31 protein-coding genes and 2 pseudogenes are annotated in these 19,259 nt (G+C 39.6%); 28 read left to right on the top strand and 5 right to left on the bottom strand.

The window, feature by feature from the left end; all coding sequences use genetic code 11:
* The 3 genes and pseudogenes from D3222_RS21190 to D3222_RS21200 form a co-directional block, all read left to right on the top strand.
* Positions 1-232 (top strand): annotated as a pseudogene (locus tag D3222_RS21190) (group II intron reverse transcriptase/maturase); the annotation flags it as partial.
* 159 nt (positions 233-391) lie between these two features.
* Complete coding sequence (locus tag D3222_RS21195; protein ID WP_074524840.1) at positions 392-592, top strand: hypothetical protein; 201 nt, start codon at positions 392-394, stop codon at positions 590-592.
* 102 nt (positions 593-694) lie between these two features.
* Entirely contained in the window at positions 695-1,738 is a 1,044-nt protein-coding gene (locus D3222_RS21200) for a DNA-methyltransferase (RefSeq protein WP_198672888.1), read from the top strand.
* A 43-nt stretch (positions 1,739-1,781) separates the two neighbouring features.
* Here the strand turns inward: D3222_RS21200 and D3222_RS21205 are convergent, their stop codons facing one another.
* Positions 1,782-2,183, bottom strand: coding sequence for a YjaA family stress response protein (locus D3222_RS21205; RefSeq protein WP_118987918.1), 402 nt, complete (start codon positions 2,181-2,183; stop codon positions 1,782-1,784).
* A gap of 160 nt (positions 2,184-2,343) precedes the next feature.
* On the opposite strand from D3222_RS21205, the gene D3222_RS21210 reads away from it, so the two are divergent.
* The 19 genes and pseudogenes from D3222_RS21210 to D3222_RS21295 all read left to right on the top strand — a co-directional run bounded on the left by D3222_RS21210 (position 2,344) and on the right by D3222_RS21295 (position 13,997).
* Positions 2,344-2,526: a phage holin family protein gene (locus tag D3222_RS21210; RefSeq protein WP_049582239.1), complete on the top strand. Its 183-nt coding sequence runs from the start codon at positions 2,344-2,346 to the stop codon at positions 2,524-2,526.
* Positions 2,510-3,046 carry a lysozyme gene (locus tag D3222_RS21215; RefSeq protein ID WP_118987899.1) on the top strand — a complete coding sequence of 179 codons (537 nt, stop codon included), beginning with the start codon at positions 2,510-2,512 and terminating at the stop codon, positions 3,044-3,046. The genes D3222_RS21210 and D3222_RS21215 overlap by 17 nt, the downstream gene beginning before the upstream one ends.
* Positions 3,047-3,138: 92 nt before the next feature.
* Positions 3,139-3,591, top strand: coding sequence for a lysis protein (locus D3222_RS21220; protein WP_118987919.1), 453 nt, complete (start codon positions 3,139-3,141; stop codon positions 3,589-3,591).
* 157 nt (positions 3,592-3,748) lie between these two features.
* Complete coding sequence (locus D3222_RS21225; protein ID WP_118987900.1) at positions 3,749-4,528, top strand: protein kinase domain-containing protein; 780 nt, start codon at positions 3,749-3,751, stop codon at positions 4,526-4,528.
* Positions 4,525-5,250, top strand: a complete 726-nt coding sequence (locus D3222_RS21230; RefSeq protein WP_046395015.1) for a PP2C family protein-serine/threonine phosphatase — start codon at positions 4,525-4,527, stop codon at positions 5,248-5,250. Before D3222_RS21225 ends, D3222_RS21230 begins: the two co-directional genes overlap by 4 nt.
* A gap of 435 nt (positions 5,251-5,685) precedes the next feature.
* On the top strand, positions 5,686-6,108 hold the full coding sequence (locus tag D3222_RS21235) for a hypothetical protein (protein WP_118987901.1): 423 nt from the start codon (positions 5,686-5,688) through the stop codon (positions 6,106-6,108).
* 175 nt (positions 6,109-6,283) lie between these two features.
* On the top strand, positions 6,284-6,652 hold the full coding sequence (locus D3222_RS21240) for a hypothetical protein (RefSeq protein ID WP_157975389.1): 369 nt from the start codon (positions 6,284-6,286) through the stop codon (positions 6,650-6,652).
* A 16-nt stretch (positions 6,653-6,668) separates the two neighbouring features.
* The gene (locus D3222_RS21245) at positions 6,669-7,010 is read left to right on the top strand and encodes a hypothetical protein (RefSeq protein ID WP_232832610.1); all 342 of its coding nucleotides are present in this window, start codon (positions 6,669-6,671) and stop codon (positions 7,008-7,010) included.
* Positions 7,011-7,136: 126 nt separating this feature from the next.
* A complete protein-coding gene (locus D3222_RS21255) occupies positions 7,137-7,733 on the top strand; it encodes a baseplate hub protein (protein ID WP_198672887.1) in 597 nt (198 codons plus the stop codon).
* Positions 7,705-8,010 carry a hypothetical protein gene (locus D3222_RS26860; protein ID WP_339367478.1) on the top strand — a complete coding sequence of 102 codons (306 nt, stop codon included), beginning with the start codon at positions 7,705-7,707 and terminating at the stop codon, positions 8,008-8,010. Before D3222_RS21255 ends, D3222_RS26860 begins: the two co-directional genes overlap by 29 nt.
* Positions 7,997-8,398, top strand: coding sequence for a hypothetical protein (locus D3222_RS26865; RefSeq protein WP_339367479.1), 402 nt, complete (start codon positions 7,997-7,999; stop codon positions 8,396-8,398). The genes D3222_RS26860 and D3222_RS26865 overlap by 14 nt, the downstream gene beginning before the upstream one ends.
* A 661-nt stretch (positions 8,399-9,059) precedes the next feature.
* Positions 9,060-9,593, top strand: a complete 534-nt coding sequence (locus tag D3222_RS21265; protein WP_118987904.1) for a hypothetical protein — start codon at positions 9,060-9,062, stop codon at positions 9,591-9,593.
* A gap of 150 nt (positions 9,594-9,743) precedes the next feature.
* Positions 9,744-9,917 (top strand): hypothetical protein, encoded by a 174-nt coding sequence (locus D3222_RS25195; RefSeq protein ID WP_011147570.1) that lies wholly within the window; start codon positions 9,744-9,746, stop codon positions 9,915-9,917.
* Positions 9,918-10,015: 98 nt separating this feature from the next.
* Positions 10,016-10,372 (top strand): hypothetical protein, encoded by a 357-nt coding sequence (locus tag D3222_RS21270; RefSeq protein WP_118987905.1) that lies wholly within the window; start codon positions 10,016-10,018, stop codon positions 10,370-10,372.
* A pseudogene (locus tag D3222_RS21275) lies at positions 10,372-11,613 on the top strand (baseplate J/gp47 family protein). Before D3222_RS21270 ends, D3222_RS21275 begins: the two are co-directional and overlap by 1 nt.
* Entirely contained in the window at positions 11,614-12,219 is a 606-nt protein-coding gene (locus D3222_RS21280; RefSeq protein ID WP_118987906.1) for a DUF2612 domain-containing protein, read from the top strand.
* Positions 12,206-12,646 carry a hypothetical protein gene (locus D3222_RS21285; RefSeq protein WP_118987907.1) on the top strand — a complete coding sequence of 147 codons (441 nt, stop codon included), beginning with the start codon at positions 12,206-12,208 and terminating at the stop codon, positions 12,644-12,646. The genes D3222_RS21280 and D3222_RS21285 overlap by 14 nt, the downstream gene beginning before the upstream one ends.
* Positions 12,647-12,989: 343 nt before the next feature.
* Positions 12,990-13,550 carry a gp53-like domain-containing protein gene (locus tag D3222_RS26220; RefSeq protein WP_232832611.1) on the top strand — a complete coding sequence of 187 codons (561 nt, stop codon included), beginning with the start codon at positions 12,990-12,992 and terminating at the stop codon, positions 13,548-13,550.
* Complete coding sequence (locus D3222_RS21295) at positions 13,551-13,997, top strand: tail fiber assembly protein (protein ID WP_118987909.1); 447 nt, start codon at positions 13,551-13,553, stop codon at positions 13,995-13,997.
* Between the two features lie 147 nt (positions 13,998-14,144).
* Here the strand turns inward: D3222_RS21295 and D3222_RS21300 are convergent, their stop codons facing one another.
* The 4 genes from D3222_RS21300 to D3222_RS21315 form a co-directional block, all read right to left on the bottom strand.
* The gene (locus D3222_RS21300) at positions 14,145-14,429 is read right to left on the bottom strand and encodes a SymE family type I addiction module toxin (protein ID WP_118987910.1); all 285 of its coding nucleotides are present in this window, start codon (positions 14,427-14,429) and stop codon (positions 14,145-14,147) included.
* A 142-nt stretch (positions 14,430-14,571) separates the two neighbouring features.
* Positions 14,572-14,757 (bottom strand): XRE family transcriptional regulator, encoded by a 186-nt coding sequence (locus D3222_RS21305; RefSeq protein WP_232832612.1) that lies wholly within the window; start codon positions 14,755-14,757, stop codon positions 14,572-14,574.
* A 668-nt stretch (positions 14,758-15,425) separates the two neighbouring features.
* Positions 15,426-16,451, bottom strand: a complete 1,026-nt coding sequence (locus tag D3222_RS21310; RefSeq protein WP_118987911.1) for a site-specific integrase — start codon at positions 16,449-16,451, stop codon at positions 15,426-15,428.
* The gene (locus tag D3222_RS21315; RefSeq protein WP_113041407.1) at positions 16,451-17,011 is read right to left on the bottom strand and encodes a phage repressor protein CI; all 561 of its coding nucleotides are present in this window, start codon (positions 17,009-17,011) and stop codon (positions 16,451-16,453) included. The genes D3222_RS21310 and D3222_RS21315 overlap by 1 nt, the downstream gene beginning before the upstream one ends.
* Positions 17,012-17,163: 152 nt before the next feature.
* Here D3222_RS21315 and D3222_RS21320 point away from each other — a divergent pair, with 152 nt between their 5' ends.
* The 6 genes from D3222_RS21320 to D3222_RS21345 all read left to right on the top strand — a co-directional run bounded on the left by D3222_RS21320 (position 17,164) and on the right by D3222_RS21345 (position 19,170).
* Entirely contained in the window at positions 17,164-17,349 is a 186-nt protein-coding gene (locus D3222_RS21320; protein WP_118987912.1) for a hypothetical protein, read from the top strand.
* Positions 17,350-17,415: 66 nt separating this feature from the next.
* The gene (locus tag D3222_RS21325; RefSeq protein ID WP_118987913.1) at positions 17,416-17,919 is read left to right on the top strand and encodes a phage regulatory CII family protein; all 504 of its coding nucleotides are present in this window, start codon (positions 17,416-17,418) and stop codon (positions 17,917-17,919) included.
* A 135-nt stretch (positions 17,920-18,054) separates the two neighbouring features.
* Positions 18,055-18,408, top strand: a complete 354-nt coding sequence (locus D3222_RS21330; RefSeq protein ID WP_118987914.1) for a DUF5347 family protein — start codon at positions 18,055-18,057, stop codon at positions 18,406-18,408.
* Between the two features lie 79 nt (positions 18,409-18,487).
* Positions 18,488-18,691 carry a DUF2732 family protein gene (locus tag D3222_RS21335; RefSeq protein ID WP_118987915.1) on the top strand — a complete coding sequence of 68 codons (204 nt, stop codon included), beginning with the start codon at positions 18,488-18,490 and terminating at the stop codon, positions 18,689-18,691.
* A complete protein-coding gene (locus D3222_RS21340) occupies positions 18,684-18,914 on the top strand; it encodes a TraR/DksA family transcriptional regulator (protein ID WP_118987916.1) in 231 nt (76 codons plus the stop codon). The genes D3222_RS21335 and D3222_RS21340 overlap by 8 nt, the downstream gene beginning before the upstream one ends.
* Positions 18,907-19,170: a hypothetical protein gene (locus D3222_RS21345; RefSeq protein ID WP_118987917.1), complete on the top strand. Its 264-nt coding sequence runs from the start codon at positions 18,907-18,909 to the stop codon at positions 19,168-19,170. The genes D3222_RS21340 and D3222_RS21345 overlap by 8 nt, the downstream gene beginning before the upstream one ends.
* Positions 19,171-19,259 lie beyond the last annotated feature (89 nt).

Below are 19,259 nucleotides of genomic sequence, written 5' to 3' on the forward strand. Positions count from 1 at the left end.
TGCATACTGCATACTGTGGCGGCAGTGGAAATCCCCCTCAGCGAGGGCGAGAAAACTGATGCAACTGGGCATAGCGGAGTCCCGGGCCTGTAAATCGGCGTGGAACGGTCGCGGAGCGTGGTGGAATGCAGGGGCATCTCATATGAATCAGGCGCTGCCAAAAAGGCGGTGGAATAAAGCGGGACTGGTATCAGTCGCGGACACGATACAACGGCTCAAACGTATAACCTGAACCGCCGTATACGGAACCGTACGTACGGTGGTGTGAGAGGACGGCGGGTCAAAGCCTGCCTCCTACTCGATCCTGAAATCCAGATAAGACTTGCTGTTGTCATCGGTCAGAGTTACATGTGTGTCTATGCACATTAACTGACCAAAGGTTTAAATTATCATGCTAAAACATGAAGATATGACAACAATAGCCTCATGTGTTTTAGAAACAGTACCAATGTATGATTGGGTTTCTATTCCCGATGTTTCAACTCTGACGGGGCTATCAACACCGCGTTGCCAATTACTTTTAACTCAATTTTGTCTGGCTGGCTTGATGGAAAGCCGGGACAACGACACCTTTTTCAAGCGTTGCCCCTGATGGGGTAAACTTCTTAAGCGGTGAAATGGACGGCTGGTGGAGTTGACGACGCTAGCCATTTGCCTGTTCTGTGCTGACCAGAGAGTAAGCCAGTATCGATTTATGGAAAATATTGTGAATTTAAGTGGTATCACATTAATTAATGACGACTCTCTACGATTTATCAAAACGTTACCAGACAGCTGCATAGATTTGATAGCCACTGACCCACCATATTTTCGGGTGAAAGAGTGTGGTTGGGACAGACAATGGGAGGATGTAATGGTTTATCTTGCATGGCTGGATGAAGTACTGACTGAATTCTGGCGTGTGCTGAAACCCAACGGCAGTTTGTATATGTTTTGTGGTTCGCGTCTGGCGTCTGATACGGAAATCCTTGTTCGTGAACGGTTCAATGTGCTTAACCACATTATCTGGGCAAAACCTTCTGGTCCGTGGCGCAGGCAGAATAAAGAAAGTTTAAGGGCTTATTTCCCTTCCACGGAACGGATCATATTTGCTGAACATTATCAGGGGCCTTATCAACCTAAAGGTGATGGATATTTCCACAAATGCCGCGAACTTAAGCAATATGTCTTTAAACCTCTTGTGGACTATTTTCGCGATGCACGAAAGGCGTTGGGTGTTACAGCAAAAGAAATTAACGCTGCTACGGGAAAACAGATGGCCAGTCATTGGTTCAGTGATAGCCAGTGGCAATTACCCAATGAAGTGGATTACCAAAAGCTGCGAGTACTGTTCGCTCGGATAGCCAGAGAAAAACACCAGAACGGAGAATTAAACAGGTTGTATCATGAGTTAGTAGAATCTCATCTTACTTTATCACGCCAGTATGAAGAATTGAGTCGGGAATATGGGCTGCTGCGTCGCCCGTTTTCTGTAACTGTTGATGTTCCCTATACCGATGTATGGATGTTTCCCTCTGTTCAGTATTACCCTGGCAAACACCCTTGTGAAAAGCCCGCCGATTTGATGGCACATATTATCCAGTCTAGCAGCCGAGAAGGAGATCTAGTGGCAGATTTCTTTATGGGATCGGGCGCAACACTAAAAGCAGCACTAAAGCTGAATCGTCGTGTCTTGGGTGTAGAATTAGAAGAAGAATACTTTAATCAAACCAAGCAGGAAATTGGGGCGATGATATGAATAACTACCTCGCTGCGGTGAGGGGTTATTTGAGTTTCTCTCATTAGTTGTTATGGAGAAATAATGAATTGTTGGATAGTATTTGGCGGATTTCATCGTCAGAAAGTGGTAGTAATCTCGGTGAACAGAGATTAACGTTTTGACTTGAAGTAATGCTCTTAGCGAGATCTATATAAGCTCTGAATTCAACTTGACTGTGTCCACCTTCATTCATTTCCATCGGCTGAATAATCACATGATGGTTTGATAAAAAAAAGTTATACCAAGTATTTTTCCTCACTTTTTTTATTAGTTTTTTAAGCAAAAACATTGCAGGTATCATTTGCCCTAGTAATAAACGAGATGTAGTAAAGGGAGTGTTGGGGGTACCAGAGACTTCTTTACCAGTGCTGACGTTGCGAACAACAATTTTATTAATATATAGTCGTATGTAAATTAAGCTCATAAAAATGTGTATGTCAGGTAATTCAAATTTGTTGCAAGTATACGTTCTTCTCTTAATACAGTGAAGTCTGATACTTATTAAGTCTTTTAAATCAATACCGGGCAAATCAGCCCAAATAATTAAATTAACTAAATGATCACTCCATCAGTGGGATGGAAGTATGCGTATGGACAAATACACCAGCCCCATTGCATACACTTGGGGCGCATTTACAGCAATGCTTGGCGCTCTGTCGCTGAACGACTGGGCCATCATTATTGGCATTATCTGCACTGTTGGTACCTTTGGGGTCAACTGGTACTACAAGCATCGGGAGTTTAGCCGCAATGACAAAGACCAGTAAGTTAAGTGCTGCGGTTATCGGTCTGGTTCTCTCTGGTGCAGGTGCTATGGCGATACTGTCTCAATTTTTGGACGAGAAAGAGGGTAACCGGCTATCAACGTATCAGGATGCGGGTGGAGTCTGGACAATCTGCCGAGGTGTGACTCGGATTGATGGAGCTCCTATTCGTCAAGGGATGAGGTTAATACCGAATCAGTGCCGTGACCTCAATGCACAAGAAGCAAAGCAGTCCATCGCATGGGTAAAACGCAATGTGCGGGTGCCATTAACTGAACCTCAGATAGCAGGTATTGCCAGCTTTTGCCCGTATAACATTGGCCCATCGAAATGCTTCTCTTCCACGTTTTATCGAAAGCTGAATGCCGGAGATAAGAAAGGCGCTTGTGCTGAGATAAAGCGCTGGGTATTTGACGATGGTCGAGATTGCCGACAAACCAAAGGGCAGGCAAACGGCTGTTATGGTCAGGTTGAGCGACGCGTCCAGGAATCGGAATTAACTTGCTGGGGGTTGGATGAATAGACATTCGTTGGCCGGAAGATTGTTTCTGTTTGGTTTTGTTTTTACTTTGATAGGTAAAGATGGATGGGACTGGTTTCTGGGGCGTTGTTGCTATGAAATTTAGCTTTCATTACTACACGATACTAGCGTTGATCCTTATTTCATTGACAGCGTATTATTATCACTCTGAGTTACAGAAAGAGCAACGTGTTACAAAGCAGCAGCAAGAAGACATTCAGCAACTCACAGACATTATCGACTATCAGAACTCTCACATCACGATGTTGAACGAGTTGGATGTGAAACATACGAAGGAACTTGCTAATGCTAAATCTGAAAATGATGTTCTGCGTGATGATGTTGCCGCTGGTCGTCGTCGGTTGCACATCGCGGCCACCTGTCCCGTGTCTGCAACCACTGCCTCCGGCAGCTTGGGCGATGCAACCGCCGTCGAACTCACTGGAGAGGCTGGATCAACTGTTCTCGATATCCGGGCAAGCATCATCAACGACCGGGCAAAATTAAGCTATTTGCAGGGTTATGTGAAGACTGAATGTTTAAGGTGACGAAATGAAATATTGAAAAATCAATTAATTATTTTCCACATCCACTAAGGCTAGTATGATAAGGTCAGAATTTGTAAATATTATTTTTCCTGATTAGTTATAGTTCAGGATGAGAATGACTCTTATAATTCCGTAGCTTCTTATCAGAGGACTTAGTGTGGATCGATGTGGTAATTATTTTATTGAGGATCTAAAGAGTCTCGGGCGTGGTGGTTTCGGTGAAGTGTATGAAGTTAATGTGTACAATTTAAGGAAGACTCATTCGCGAAAGTATGCACGAAAATATTTTTCACCTTCACCTGAAAATAATAAAACAGCCATAAAGGAAATTGCTGATTTAAGAGAACGATTTCTGGTTGAAATTAAAACACAATATATATTAAATTCAATTAATTACGACTCTATAGCTCCTATAGTGCTTTTTAGTACAGTAGGAGATAAGCCTTATTTCATCATGGAGAAGGCTGAAGCCAATTTATTGGAAGCTATGGAAGGTGGAATGTCTGCGGACGAAAAAATTATGGCGGTGCGGCAGATAATTAAGGGCGTTAAAACTATACACGACAATAATTATGTTCATCGTGATCTGAAGTCAGCCAACATTCTGAAATACAGCGATGGAAGATACAAAATCAGCGACTTTGGACTAGTGAAAGACTTAAATCATGTCAGAGCTGAGGTAAAAACAAAATTTCAACCAAATGGAATGGGAACTGATGGTTACAGGGCTCCTGAAATAACAGAGAGCGGGCTGTTTTCTAAGCAATCTGATATTTATGCTATAGGTCGTGTCATTAGTGACATATATTCAAAAAACCTCACTCATAAATTAAAAAAAATCATCTCAAAATGCAGGGCGCATTGGCTTGAAGATAGATATGCTGACGCAGATGAATTATTAATTGATTTTTGCAAAGCTATGGAGGTAACGCCATGAATAGAATAGTTGACATGTCCTGCTTTAGCGATGCTGCAAACGGTAAAGTTGTAAATGAAGATTATTTCTTACCTCCAACTATCGATAGTGATTCAAATATCGTCTTTGCAGTAGCAGATGGAGTGGGTTCAACTGAGCAAGCTGATTTAGCGTCAAAATGCGCAATACAAGCAATTCAAAAAGCGTTGATAGAGCCAGATTTTAGCATCGAGAAAGCATTTTCATGGGCTAAGCAAGCGATAGATGAGTTTGATTTTAGTGTTGCTACCACGTTAACAATCGTCCATATAGTTGATTTAAAGGTTTATATAGGGCATGTAGGCGACTGCCGACTTTACTTTAAAAATAAAAATAAATTAGTTCAATTAACTAAAGACCATACTAAGTACCAAGAGCTTTTAGACTCTGGGGAGCATAGTATGAGAAACCTAAGAAACCACAAAGAAAGACTGTCTACTATTCTTACATCAGCCTTATCTAATGATATTACACTAAATTTTGATGTGATAGTTAAAGACATTAATGAAATAAGTGATGGTGATAATGTAATTTTATCCTTGATGTCAGATGGGGCATATAGGCATTGGGAGTTAAGACCTCAATTTTCAGAAAGGACAATGTCGTTACCATCGGCATTTTCCGCAAGCTTAAGGCGCCGGATTGAAAAAGATATTATTGATGATTATACATTTTTGAGTGTTAAGCTTAAATGTAGTAGCTAGCACTAACAGAATTTAATGATTCTGCCATTGAAGGATTCCAAATAGCCATCAGTTAACGCTGGTGGTTTTTATATCTGCATGTTATAGAGCTCCTTGAAATCAACGATTTAAATCAACAATAGGGATTTCCTCTATAGTTGCTAACCAATGAAGAATAGTAACTAACTCAGAGCATTCTACTGACAGAGTGCTCGATAGTAGTGATTTAGCTATGAGCGCCCAGTGGACAGATGCCGACTTTTTAGCAGGAAACTCTGAATCTAACTATTTCCAATTCGGAAACAATTCGGCGCAGGTTATCGCAGTCTGTTTGTATTAACCATGACATAGTTTCCTTAGGACAAATCATTTAACTTTATAAACGCCATTTACGAGAGGCGTTGATAGAGTTAACAGTAAATTAGATAATCATCTCATTTATATGATGAGGTGAATATGGATACAGATCTTATTTCTTATGAGGCAATGATTGCAGCGCAGGATTCGGCCAGGTGGGCTTTTTATGCGATGCTAGGGACGTGGTTCTCTGGTTTGATGACGCTCTGTGCAGTTATTTACGCAAAGAAAGCGTTAACTACGTGGAAAAAGCAGGAAAAAGTAAAGGTGAAAATGGATTTTAAAAAAGCACTTATACAAGTGATAGACAGCATCATATATATGCCTGATTGGTTTGATATGTCTAAAGCAAGTTTTGGGAAGAAAATATTAACCGCAGGTGAAGCCGAAAGAAGTAAACACTTAGATGCTATAGAACTATCAAACCAGTTTGAAGTTTTAACAAGGTCGATGACCAATGCGCATGGGTGTTGGATTTACTGTGAGCATTTTTTTGATGGAACTGAAGTGGTCAAGGAATAGGAAAATGTTATTGCACTTGTTGATAATTATATAAAAGGGAATGCCAAACAAGATGATGTCATTGATGCCTTGGATAGTCTTTCCTCAAAACGATTTGTGTTTAATGAATGAATTAGTGTTATCAACCCGCCAATAGCTAAATAAATTCCACCCGGTTGCTTAGGCGGCCTTTTTTATGTCTAAAGGAAATGAAATGGCAAAAAATACTGACTGGGAGGGAATAGAGCGCGATTACCGTTCCGGCCTCATCTCAATCAGAGAGATTGCCAAAAAGTACGGTATTAGTGATGCTGCAATCCGCAAGAGGGCAAAGACTGAGGAATGGGTTCGCACTATTGTTGAAAGTACGCAGTGCGAACCTGATGCGAACCAGGCGCAAAGTCAGGTAGCAAGTAGTACCAGTAATATCTTGGAGTCTGAAAAGTTCGCAGGGAACCGCAGGGATTCTAAAGCCGCAATACGAACAGTTTGCTCAGAACATAGCTGCGGGTATGCTGATGAAAGAGGCGGCAATATGCGCGGGTTATTCTCCGGCTCGCGCTGATTCTCAATCATCCATATTGATACGCAGATCTGAAATAAAAGCCCGCATTCGAGAACTGAGAAACGAAGCGGCGTTATTTGTTTCATTCAATGCTGGACATTTAGCTGAATTGTCGTTTCGTGCAGGGAAGGAAGCGCTGGCTGATAAGAAATTTGGACAGGTTGCGCCGAACATTAAGAACGCTGCGCAACTTACCGGTATCGACATGAGCAGCAATAAGACAGAAGTTAATGTTGATCTTGCTGGCTTGAGTTACGGCAAGGTCTGCATTGTCACTCCTGCCAATTGTCCGGCTGATGTCTGGGCTTCTCACATGGAGAAACTGCGCGAGGGAAAACAGGTAGCCCAGTCATCATAGATGGTGTTCTGTACGCTTTTAGTAGTGACTGGGCGACAGAAGTTTTATATGACCGAACATTAGGTTCTGTTCGCTGGCGTTGGACGTATGGCGGGCGTGGTGGTGGCAAATCGGTAGAGATCGCTCGTGCGCTGGTATTGTTGGGTGCTACCCGATACTCCCCTGACGATAACAGCCAGTGTGATGTTTGGCCTAAGAGCAAAGGAAGTTGAACCGTTCACTGCATCGGGAGATGTGGATATTGTCGATATTATTACTGCAATGGCTAAAAAAGCCGATCTAACGGTTGAAAATTATGGCGCCAAAGGTGTTATCTCAAATCCTAATTTTACTGGAAATGTTGTTAATCAAATCCAGCAAGCCGCAAATGCGTTAGATATAGATACTGACTTCGGGATTGATAAAGTGACTATTTGGCCGCATGGTCAACCGAAAGTTGAAAAATTGTTATTTACGTCTCCCAAATATGGGTTGATTGGCTATCCCATATTTACTGGCGTGGGAATAACAGCAACTATTCTTTTCAGTAATGAAATTATTTTAGGTCGTAAGATACAAATAGAAACCTCTTTACCGAATGCTAGCGGCACTTATCTGATAACAGGGGTGGAGCACTATCTCACATCCTGGCTTGGTGGTGGTCAGTGGCACACATCATTTAACAGCACTCCAGTAAAAGAGGAGGGTGAAAACAATGCCAAAATTAACAACAAAGCCAGCTGATTTTTGTAGTGAGGCGAATACCCTTGATTTTGTTATGAGGCAATTTCTCAGTCAGCATGTTTTTATCACTTTGGGTCTTATCATTAAATCGAATGGGAAAACCGTAGATGTCAAGCCGATGGTGCATAATATGACGGGAACCGGGAGAAAAATCGAGAATGGAATAATCTATAATGTTCCAATATTTCGCCTCCAGCGTGGTAACAGTGCTGTCATTATGAATCCAGTGATTGGTGATATTGGTCTAATTGCTATCTGTGATCGTGATATCAGGTAGCGTCAGAGCAACAAAAGCACCGGCATTGCCAGGTTCAAAAAGAACACACAATTATTCAGACGCAATTTATCTGGGTGGAGTTTTAAACGCAGAACCACAACAATATGTTGAATTCGTAGATAATCAGATAAATATTGTCTCACCGAATAAAATTAACGTAGTCGCACCGACAACGGAAATTACTTCATCAAATTCAATCACAATAAACTCACCATCTATTATATTAAATGGTGCGGTTATTCAAGGTGGTGGCGGTAACGGTGGAAATGCAACATTCGGTGGAACCGTAACAGTGAAGGGTGAAATTACAGGAGATGGTATTAAACTTTCATCGCACGTTCATGGTGGTGTAGAATCTGGAGGTTCAAAAACCAACAAGCCGGAGTGAAGGTGGTGAGAAAAAAAATTATTAATCACAGTTTACACAGCATTGTTTTTATCTGGATTTATTATTATAAATTTTACCAAACTGAGACGTGAACCGCGCGTGATACAAGAAAAAAAGAAGAGAATGAGAAGTGGAGTAAGATAGTTAAAGCTGTAAATAAGGATGATAAATATGTAGAAATGAAGAAATCTTTGTGATACCTAGGTAGATTCTTATTTTTCTCGGTCATTGCTTCAACAGGTCACAATATTATGCTGAACTGTGAAATTGGAAAAGGTTATGGTATGTGCGACTAGGAAAAGAGCTTCTTTTGACTGATAAAGAGATAGAAGCAGTTGTTCTGTACTATAAAATTAATCACATTGAGCCAACATTATTTATTCTAGCTGAAGTTTAGAGAATAAAATAAGGTAAATTGCCTCTTGGTACTAACTCAGAGAGTCCAGACTTAATCACATACCATAGATTAATAGAGAACAGTAAATTATAAACCTTAGTCATACTGGTGGATATAGCTATTCTTGGCTTAGGGTTAATTGTTAACTCACTTGTCATTGTTAAATAGTGCACATTTTAATGACAAGAAGAGTTAAATAGCATATGAAATAATCACAAAAAGCTGTAAGATACATCAACTAATTAAAAATGAGAGATATAAAGAATGTTTAATCTTGAGCAGATCGGGCATGTGGTAAGAAATAGCATGCAGATTATTGTTGATGAGCTTAAGCTTAACCTTGCTGTAGGGGATATCTCTGATGATGATTATAGAATCCTTTCTCGCGGATACGGCGAACTAAATTGGGATGAATGTTTGTCTAGGATAGGAAACAGAGAAGATAAATTTGAATTTTGCTTAAAGCTGGTAGAATGTGGGAATGTGCAAGGGCCTCCTTCTGGGCTAGCTTTATGTACGTATTCCATTGATGAGGAAAGTTTTGAGATTCATATGATAGAGAACTTCTATCGTGCTGACGCAGAACACCCTTTAAATGGGAAAATGTTTCAACTTACCCTGATGGCTGCTTACATGTTTTGTAAATCTACACAGGGTAAATATATCCGGATCATTGAGCCTGTTGAAGAAGTAATCTCCTATTACGTTTCCTATGGATTTAACATGATTAAGTGTGGTTACATTATGGAGGCTGATATTGATACGTTTGAAACAATATTCAGGACAATCAAAGATTGATGAAAAAAAGACTAGACACTAGAGCTTATAGTGATAGCATACGGAAACCAACAAGTATTAGTTTGTTTTTTGTGCAAGAAAAAACTTTGTTAATGTGAATACCCCTTATGGGCTCGGAGCTATTGGAGAGAAAATCTCTTAGGAGTCATTATGTCAAAGCAGAAAGCAGCCATTAAAGATATCAAAAAATTTGATACGCAGCAGGTGTATACTGCTGTGGGTGGAGCTATTGACTTGTTGATAAAAGCTGCCCCAAAAATGTTTGAGCATAAGCCAAAAGTTGAGCTTCAAGGAAAGCGTAAGAATCATCGCCAAGCCGCCTAAAATTTTTTGAGTAGTAATCAATAAACCCGCCTACAGTGCGGGTTTTTTCATATCTACACCGCTTAATTGCGGTTTTTTTATTTCTATAAGGATCGAAAATGCAAACTCGCTCATTTCTTCTTGATATCAAATCATGGGATTTGATATTAGATGATTCTGGAAATATCGCCATTACTGATAATCCCTATTCTGTAGCGCAGGCTGTCGCTTGTGCCTGTAGTACATATTTGGGAGAGTGTTGGTACGACATAACATTAGGTATTCCTTATTATCAGCGCATTCTTGGTCATTGGCCCGGAATTCAATTAATTAACAGCAAAATGCAACAAGAAGCAATGAAGTTACCTTATGTTCAGTCTGCCATTTGTGAAGTTATAAGCGGGGACGAAAGAACTATTGTGGGTACGATGACAATAACGGACACAAATAATCAATCAGTGGTGGTAAATTTCTGATGACTAACTCTGTAGTACTGACAACAAGTGTTCCAAGTGTAACTTTTACAAAGACGGGTCTAACTGTGCCCGACGAAGTTGATATTTTAAATGGGTAGCTAAATGATTTGGCTACAGCAATGGGTGGTGCAATGAGTATCAGCTTAACAACACCGCAAGGTCAAATAGCAATGAGTGATGCGGCTATCATTGCTGACAAGAACGATCAGTTACTTGCTATCGTCAATCAAATTAACCCGGATTATGCAACCGGACGTTTTCAAGATGCTATCGGACGAATTTATTTTTTAGATCGAATTCCAGCATCGGGAACAACGGTAACAGCAACATGTATTGGATTAGTTAATACAGTTATTCCAATTGGTAGTATTGCTCAAGATAAAAAAGGGTATCTATATCATTCAATAACAGAGGCCAAGATCCCGGACAGCGGCTCTGTTGATGTTGTTTTCCAAAACTCAACAACAGGGCCGTTAGCATGCCAAATTGATGACTTGAACACGATTTATAGCTCGGTGCCCGGCTGGTCTGGTATCAGTAATGCGAGTGCTGGTGTGCCTGGCACAGATGAGGAAACCTGATCTAACTTTGAATACCGTCGAAGACAATCTGTTGCTAAAAATGCGACAAACTCATTACATGCCATTTATGCGGCAGTATTAGAAGTAAATGGCGCGGCAGACGCATATGTTATTTCAAATGATACTTCGGTAGTAAAAACAGTCGGGGTATCAAAATACAGAATAGCGCCGAACTCTATTTATATTACTGTGTATGGGGGAAAGACTGAGGATGTCGCTAGAGCAATCTGGAAGAAAAAGCCTCCAGGTATTCCTACGAACGGAAATACAACTCACTAAATTGTGGATGATGAAAACTATGTTCAGCCTTATCCCGAATATGAAATTAAATATGTGATACCAACATCCATTCGTGTTTATGTTGATGTCTCACTTGCTGATAGCGATTACCTTCCTGCCGATATTGAAACACAAGTTAAATCAGCTATAGCGCAAGCATTTAACGGAGAAGATGGTGGAACACGAGCAAGAATAGCATCTACATTATTTGCTGGTAGGTATTATTCAGGTGTTTATAACATAGATACATCGAGTGTTGATATTTACAGCATTACACTTAGCCGTGACGGTACTACTTATTCAACATCAATTAGTTTTGGTATTGATGAAATCCCAACGCTTGACACTGATAATATATCCGTGAAATTAGTAGGTTCATAAATGGAAAATGTGGAAGCAACTATTCTTGCTCAGTATGCCGCTAGCCCAAAACTCAACTCACTTATTCGAAGTTTCAATGCTGCTGTTTCCTCTACTGAATTTATTAATACATTTTACGATCTGATTTGGAATATTGACACAGCAAATACTTACGGGCTGGATGTGTGGGGAAAAATAGTGAATGTCAGCAGGCGGCTGACTGTTAATGAAAATGCAAAATATATAGGTTTTGGTGAAGCTTTACTGAATGTTTTGACAACAATAGATCCAAATCCATTTGACCAAGCACCATTTTATGCCGGGGAGTCAAAAACAAAAACTATTGAACTATCAGATCAGATGTATCGAAAGCTGATTATGATGAAAGCCATGTCAAATATATCTGATTGCACTATACCAAACATCAACAGAATGCTTGTTTATATGTTTAGCGATAGCGGACGTGCATATATCACTGATGATGGAAATATGAAGATGAGTTATGTATTTGAATTTCAGCTATCAACAGCAGAATTAGCAATTGTTCAAACATCGGGAGCACTACCGTATCCAGCCAGTGTCAGCGTCTCTATTGTCGAAAGGATACCGAAAAATGAAATTAACTGAAAAACCTACTCTTATTACTGTTCCGTTCGCAAAAGATGGAAACTATAACGAAATTGCGACAAAGTCTACTGAAAACAGTCTGGCGAAAGGCATAGCTACGTATCAGAGCGGTTTTCCTCTGTTAACGATGACAGCAATATCTGCTGGTGGAATTCCTCCATCTGGCAAGGATATGAACGGGATATTGAATGATATTACTACCGCAATACGTTACTCAATGTCTGGTGGCCTGTATTCGTATGATACTGATTTTAGCGCTGCCATTGATGGTTATCCTAAAGGGGCTATTGTTGCCAGTGATGATGGAAGTAAAATTTGGTGGAATGGGGTAGAAGATAACAATACAGATCCGGATAGTACATCAGCTTCCGGTTGGAAAAATCTGTTAGCAGATCCTAACGGGGTTATTTCTACAGAAAGCCAATAACTTATCTGATATTAATAACAAAGCGACAGCGCGTAATAATTTAGGACTGGGAGAGCTTGCAACTCAAGATTTTATTCCCGATGCCACATTAGCCCAAAAAGGAATTATTCAGCTTACTGATAAGACAGGCAACAGTAATATACTTGCAGCAACTCATAAACTTGCTTCCGATGTAAATGATAATGCAAATAGTAAACTCGCTAAAAATCAAAATGGCGCTGACATCTTCAATAAAACTGAATTTGTAAAAAATATCGGTTTATCGGAAACGGTAGAATTGGCGAAAAGTGCCGTGCCGAGTAGTCGGAAAATTAACGGGAAGCCGTTGGCTGGGGATATTAGTTTGAATGCTGAAGATGTGGGAAGTTATGCTAAATCTGAGAGCGATAATACTTTCTTGCGCATTTCTAGCAATAAAACCGCAACTGTTGGCAGTTTACTGATTGACAGTAAAACTCCTTTTCCTAAATTGTGTTTCAAATCGAAAGATGGGTATGTATTGGGAATTAACGGTTCTGAAGGGAAATTGTTGCATATCTATTCTGACGATCCCAAAAATCAGCGGCGTTACAATATATTAACGCCTGAGAAAAGTGGTACTCTTGCATTACAAAATACAGCTATAAAATCCGAAAATGGCTGGTGGCAATGTGGAGATACGGGGGTAATTATTCAATGGGTTAAAGTCCCATCAGCTCAACAATCATGGATAAAGGTAAATTATCCAATTTCTTTTAAAAATAAGCTTTTTGGCTATATTGCAAGCATGTCAAGTATCAATACATCAACTGGTCACACATTAGTACGTAATGCAACACTATCGACATTTGAATATCAAGCAGGTACTCCCAACAATGATGAGAATCCAGGCAAAGTTGTACATATATTATTTTGGGGGGTATAAATGGTCTATTTTTCCAGAAAAGAATATGCTTTTTATAATGAAGCTCATGAAGAGTGTGTTGAAATAACAGCAGAAAAACACAATGAATTACTTGACGGTCAATCATGCGGTTTTGCTATCGTCAGTGATAAAGACGGTTATCCAATTCTTACAAAACAAGCGCCATCTGTTTGTCACAAATGGGATAGTGAAAAGTGGATAATATCAGAAAGTGATAAAATAAAGCTCAGACGGGAACAGCAGCAGCAAGCAAAACATAAGAAACAGCAATTTATGCTCACTGTAAGTAAACAGATCGCTCCGTTACAAGATGCTGTAGATTTGGGGATGTCGAGTGATGAGGAAAAATCGCTGTTAACAGAGTTAAAAAAATATAGAGTATTATTGAACCGCGTTGATGTTAATTCAGCGTCAGATATTAACTGGCCCGAAAAACCCTTAGAATAACGGAATCAGGGCCAATTGAACCGACCCCCAATAGTTAGATAAGTTTAATCAAATATGGTTTTTCTGCACTACTCTGATTGAATCGTCCTTTAAATGTTGGATAACCATCCAACATTTAAAGGTGTAGTCCATTTATGCTTTAGTCTATTAGATAATCATCAACCCACCAGGATAATACTTAATCCAGTCAATAGCAGCATTGGGGTTAAATGGCTCAATACTCAGTCCTTCCAGGCATTGCCAGAGTTCCTGGGTGTTCTGGGCGGTAATAACAATACAGTCCGGCATCACCCGGATCTTTAGTGGTATTCCGAAGGTAAATCCCGCCTCCTGTAACCATTTTCCTTTTAAAGAAATGCCGTTTTTAGCTACTTTGCCAAAACGTTCGGCTTGGGAAATTCGCTGAATTGTTTTATTATCGCGTTTAGCCATAATTAACTACCTCATATAGTTAGTTGTGGTAAGCAGAGTTATCGGGTGCCCGCCCGGTAGCTCTGCGTCAGTGAAAATAGTCTCTCAATGTTGAATTATGAACTATAGGTCACCTTTCTGCAATAAAAATGTGACCTATAGTTTACCTGGGATTTTCGTTTTCAGGTAGTCCATTGAGGGCATCATTCCAGTGTTGATCCCGTTCTATATTATTCACTATTTTGCTGATCCATGTTTCTGATTTGCCCCACCGTATAGCCAGTTCGCGGCGCGTCCAGCCTTTTCGTTTCATTTCAGACTTAAACAATTCTGGCGGTATACGTTTCAAAATTACTCCACAAATATAAACTGTTTATCGACACATCATAGTATAGCCATTTCGCCGATAGGGTGACATTGGTAAATAAAATGACCGCTTAAGTGACATAAACAAGACTCCATGAACATTAGGATATGTCACACCAGAAATATTGATCACTAAGGCGATTGTTATATGAAGTTGATTTACATGTGTGCATCAAAAGCTGGTGGTATCAGGTGCTGGATTTATAAATAATGCCCCATGAGGCAGGGATCTGATGAGGCATTTTATTTTGTACTACGCATTATAAGAGAGGTGTTGGCCCTTTTAATGAGTATAGTATTAACACCTGACTGTGAGGAGTTGGTTGGTTGCCACGGGCATAAAAAAACTAACCTAATTATGGTTGGTTTTTCCAAAAGCTTCGCGGCTCCTTTGCGTATCCTTTTGTGTCCTTTCATTGTCCGGTCAGTGTCCAATCAACTTTGCTAACTCACTGTTTTTAAAGCTATTGTCCTGTCACTGTCCCTGCTAAATTGGTGGAGCTGGCGGGAGTTGAACCCGCGTCCGAAATTCCTACAGTTTCCTAGAGATATATATAAAACATATAATTATTTTATTTTTCAATGTATTACAGTGAAATAAGGAACAATGTAGAACACTGGTTTTTGAACTGAGTGGACACAATATGGATCTTATTGGTTCTCTAACTCCAACTGTGTGAGAGGGTTCTTTGTTATTGCGTCTTCTAAATGATCAGGGGAGAAGTGTGCATAGATCATAGTCATCTTGATGTCTGTATGGCCTAGAATTCGTTGTAATACTAATATGTTGCCTCCGTTCATCATAAAATGGCTGGCGAATGTGTGCCGTAGAACGTGAGTACATTGGCCTTCTGGCAAGTCAATTCCAGCACGTTTTACCGCCCGTTCAAAAGATTTGCGGCATGGGGTAAATAATTTACCTCGTTTCTTGGGAATCCGATTATATAGTGATTCGGAAATAGGTACGGTTCTGTTACGTTTGCCTTTAGTTTTGATAAATGTAATTCGATGCGGGGTTACTTGATTACCTTCTAATTCTTCCGCTTCGCTCCAGCGGGCACCTGTAGCTAAACAGATTTTGGTAATTAAAAGTAAGTCTTTACTTTTGGATTCCTTGCAGGCATCCAGTAAATGGATAATTTCATCAGGATATAAAAAGGCCAGTTCATTTTCTTGAATCTTGAATGTTGGCAAACCTGATAATGGGTTAGGATAGTTAATATGCCCAAGTTTTTTTAGAGTACCAAAAACAGACGATAAATTACGGTGTTCAAGGTTTACTGTGATTGGCTTCACTGCCATGATTCTACCTTTTGAGTCAGGTAATAAACCCATTAACCGTTGTTCTCTGTATTTACTAAAGTCAGCGGCAGTAAGCTGATTAGCAGTAGGATCACCTAGCCCATTACAGATGGCCGTCAGTTTTGACAGTAATCTGGCGGGGTCTGCTAGTGTTCGGCCATAGAGTGAATGCCAGAGTGAAATTAACTCAGATAGTTTTCTGTTATCTTCTTTCTCTGCTATCCAGGGTTTATCTTCCATTTCACCCAAGATATAACGCTCATAAGCAATAGCTTCGCCTTTAGTTGCAAATTTCTTACGAATACGTTTACCCTTCACGCCATTGGGCCGTAGATCACAGAGCCATTCACCAGAATCAATTTTTTTGATAGACATTATAAGGCCGTATAAATAGAAATAACTTTACCTAGGACAGTAATATCATCTATATCGCAGTCGATAGGATATTTACCGCCATCCATACGTATTTTATTGCCGGGGATCAATTCCAATTCCTTGAATTGATATTTTCCTGAGAATTCGATTAACCATTTTCCATCATTGGTATTTTTTTGTTTTCTATCAATGAAATAAATATTTTCGCCATACTTGATTGCTTCAATATCACCATAGTTTTTAGGAAGGATGTCTTTATCAAAGGTGAGGGAACTAGATTGTTGGAGTTTTTCATCAACGAGCTCGAATGTGGTTAATTTCACTGTTTCAGCTATGGTGCTGTTCATGTTTCCTATACCAAATGAAAGCCACTCAATGGAAGCTCCGGTTTCTAAGGCACACCGTAAGACGATATCGTAAGGAAAATTATCTCTTGTTATACGATTCCCTAAAGATCCCTTGCTGATCGACAAATAATTAGCCAATTGGCTATATGATTTAAACTTATATGCCAAACAGATTCTATCTATCGTTTCTCTTGCATTTGCGTACTGTTGCATTTTTTCACCAAAGGAGGACTTTTTTAGTTGACGTACTTATATGGCGATCGTAATATCTCGGTTGTAAGGTACTTCAATGTAGTACTTTGAAGTGCAAGGTAATACAATCACAAAAAGTTTAGAACATGGAACACAAAAGGAGAATATGTACTATGCAGATTGTTAATTCAATACAAGCTCAATCACGTTGGATTACGTATGATAGATTTTGTGAATTATCAGGCGTTTGCAAGAGAACAGCTAAGTATTATGTTGCTACTGGTAGGCTAAAAATTAAGCCTAAGAAAAAATCAAATGAGCGTGTTTTCATTGATTGGTGGGATTGGTGTAAGGATTAGGTTTCCCAATAATCGTTCTCGTTTGGTCTTAACGTTCACATTATGTGAATAAAAAGGTAAATAACAATGTTTGATTATCAAGTTTCCAAACATACACACTTTGATCATGCTTGCCGGGCATTTGCCAACACTCATAGGGGAAACTTAATTCAAATTGCGGAAGCTATCGGAATGAATCCGCAAATGCTGCGCAACAAGCTGAACCCTGAACAGCCCCATATGCTGACTTGTGTTGACTTGATGAAGTTAACCGATGCAACGCAAGACGCATCTATTTTGGATGGATTACTGGAGCAATTGCAGTGTCAACCATCAGTGCCGGTGAATGAGATTTGTGATTCCAATATGTCGAGTTATTTGTTAGGTGCAACGGCTGAAGTGGGAAAACTGGCAAGTGCCGTTGTTTCGAGAGGTCATTTCAACCATACCCGTGTGGATGAGTTTAAGAAGGCGGTTAATAACGCGATCAGATTATTAATTTTTGCGGGTATCACAATTTCATCAAGATTGCATTCTAACCCTGCATTCAATTCGGCTGTTGTTGCAGGTGTTGGAGTATTGTTAGTATGAATGCATTAGAGCAGCAAGAACACCAATATAAATTGACTGGTGAGTCATTTAAACCCAAAAAAGATAGATTTATCTATCCCATCGTTCTATGTGCTTTTGCTTATTTTATTCTGTTCCTGATTCGATGAGGTTTATATGAACACGGAATATCAATTTGAATCAAGTGAACAACGCGCATTCTCAATATCTTTTGAAACGCGGGTTAATGGATTAAATAAAGTCGCTCAAGTCAGGGCACAATATTTCAAATCTGATAATAAAGAGTTAAGTGTCTTTATTAATGAGATGAGAGATAAACGTAGCGAAAATTATGTGGATAATAAACGCGTGTTAGCAGCCATTTTCTATATAGCACGTATACCAACTGATAGGCATGAACTGGCATTGAATGAATTAACCAGTGAAGAAATGACTAATTTGATACGAGCAATAAATCTTATCAAGGCAACGAGTGCATTATTACCGAATAATCTATCACTGCCTAATTAAATAAAGATAATTACCGGTTTGATTTTAATGGCGCTAACACGTCAGGGATTTTTATTACCAAAAACAAGGAAATTAATAAATGAAAGCTACAGGTATTGAGCAGTTAATAAAAAAGGTGCGGGAGGATGAACGCAAGCATTATGCAGATTTATTTTCATTCCGTTTAGCGAAGTTGTCTGCACATGTTCTGAAAAATAAAATGGATCACGCGGCCAGTGCAGCGCTTTTGCAACGTGAATCTGAGAACGTCGAGCGTCAGGCTCAGGAGTGGCACTATGTCTGATGTTATCGACCGTGCTTGCCAACATGTAGATGAAATACTAGAACGTAGAATATTAAGGCATATAAATCGCCCTGTTAGTGTTTCTGCGTTTGAATGTGAAGATTGTGGGGAATTAATCCCAGCAGAGCGACGGATGAAAGTTATGGGTGTTACCCGTTGTGTTTCCTGTCAGGAGGTTTTCGAGATGGAACAGAAACATTATCGGAGTGTATGGGATGACTAGATATCATGATCTAACAACTAGAAATTTTGATTGCATTGTGTCAAATCATCAGCTTTGCATTGATGTATCGGTATTTATGCCCGTGATTGAGGAAAACGATATTGTTATTTTGCGTGAATATAAAGGCGTTAGGGTTAAAACCTTTATCGTTAATTCTGTCATAAGAGATGATGTTAGCTGTGATTATTCATATGGAAATATCAGATATGAACTTACATCGCTATCACCGAATTTTTTCTTTCGTGAGGGTGAATAATTATGAAAGTGAAAAACAAAACTCATCATTTAAAAAAGAGTTTATTTTATAGCTATCGATAACGGAGAGAAAAAAGCAGAATTTAGAGT

Origin of the sequence: Photorhabdus sp. CRCIA-P01, from assembly GCF_003545805.1 — a bacterium.
Classification (GTDB): domain Bacteria; phylum Pseudomonadota; class Gammaproteobacteria; order Enterobacterales; family Enterobacteriaceae; genus Photorhabdus; species Photorhabdus antumapuensis.

Coding starts and splice junctions, on each gene's coding strand:
- D3222_RS21230 (WP_046395015.1), top strand. CDS start 4,525: ATGAATAGAATAGTTGACATGTCCTGCTTTAGCGATGCTGCAAACGGT.
- D3222_RS21195 (WP_074524840.1), top strand. CDS start 392: ATGCTAAAACATGAAGATATGACAACAATAGCCTCATGTGTTTTAGAA.
- D3222_RS21200 (WP_198672888.1), top strand. CDS start 695: ATGGAAAATATTGTGAATTTAAGTGGTATCACATTAATTAATGACGAC.
- D3222_RS21205 (WP_118987918.1), bottom strand. CDS start 2,183: ATGAGCTTAATTTACATACGACTATATATTAATAAAATTGTTGTTCGC.
- D3222_RS21285 (WP_118987907.1), top strand. CDS start 12,206: ATGAAATTAACTGAAAAACCTACTCTTATTACTGTTCCGTTCGCAAAA.
- D3222_RS21335 (WP_118987915.1), top strand. CDS start 18,488: ATGAAAGCTACAGGTATTGAGCAGTTAATAAAAAAGGTGCGGGAGGAT.
- D3222_RS26860 (WP_339367478.1), top strand. CDS start 7,705: ATGCCAAAATTAACAACAAAGCCAGCTGATTTTTGTAGTGAGGCGAAT.
- D3222_RS21330 (WP_118987914.1), top strand. CDS start 18,055: ATGAACACGGAATATCAATTTGAATCAAGTGAACAACGCGCATTCTCA.
- D3222_RS21300 (WP_118987910.1), bottom strand. CDS start 14,429: ATGGCTAAACGCGATAATAAAACAATTCAGCGAATTTCCCAAGCCGAA.
- D3222_RS21240 (WP_157975389.1), top strand. CDS start 6,284: ATGTCTAAAGGAAATGAAATGGCAAAAAATACTGACTGGGAGGGAATA.
- D3222_RS21265 (WP_118987904.1), top strand. CDS start 9,060: ATGTTTAATCTTGAGCAGATCGGGCATGTGGTAAGAAATAGCATGCAG.
- D3222_RS21215 (WP_118987899.1), top strand. CDS start 2,510: ATGACAAAGACCAGTAAGTTAAGTGCTGCGGTTATCGGTCTGGTTCTC.
- D3222_RS21310 (WP_118987911.1), bottom strand. CDS start 16,451: ATGTCTATCAAAAAAATTGATTCTGGTGAATGGCTCTGTGATCTACGG.
- D3222_RS21325 (WP_118987913.1), top strand. CDS start 17,416: ATGTTTGATTATCAAGTTTCCAAACATACACACTTTGATCATGCTTGC.
- D3222_RS21235 (WP_118987901.1), top strand. CDS start 5,686: ATGGATACAGATCTTATTTCTTATGAGGCAATGATTGCAGCGCAGGAT.
- D3222_RS21345 (WP_118987917.1), top strand. CDS start 18,907: ATGACTAGATATCATGATCTAACAACTAGAAATTTTGATTGCATTGTG.
- D3222_RS21280 (WP_118987906.1), top strand. CDS start 11,614: ATGGAAAATGTGGAAGCAACTATTCTTGCTCAGTATGCCGCTAGCCCA.
- D3222_RS25195 (WP_011147570.1), top strand. CDS start 9,744: ATGTCAAAGCAGAAAGCAGCCATTAAAGATATCAAAAAATTTGATACG.
- D3222_RS21320 (WP_118987912.1), top strand. CDS start 17,164: ATGCAGATTGTTAATTCAATACAAGCTCAATCACGTTGGATTACGTAT.
- D3222_RS21340 (WP_118987916.1), top strand. CDS start 18,684: ATGTCTGATGTTATCGACCGTGCTTGCCAACATGTAGATGAAATACTA.
- D3222_RS21315 (WP_113041407.1), bottom strand. CDS start 17,011: ATGCAACAGTACGCAAATGCAAGAGAAACGATAGATAGAATCTGTTTG.
- D3222_RS21295 (WP_118987909.1), top strand. CDS start 13,551: ATGGTCTATTTTTCCAGAAAAGAATATGCTTTTTATAATGAAGCTCAT.
- D3222_RS21210 (WP_049582239.1), top strand. CDS start 2,344: ATGCGTATGGACAAATACACCAGCCCCATTGCATACACTTGGGGCGCA.
- D3222_RS21220 (WP_118987919.1), top strand. CDS start 3,139: ATGAAATTTAGCTTTCATTACTACACGATACTAGCGTTGATCCTTATT.
- D3222_RS21270 (WP_118987905.1), top strand. CDS start 10,016: ATGCAAACTCGCTCATTTCTTCTTGATATCAAATCATGGGATTTGATA.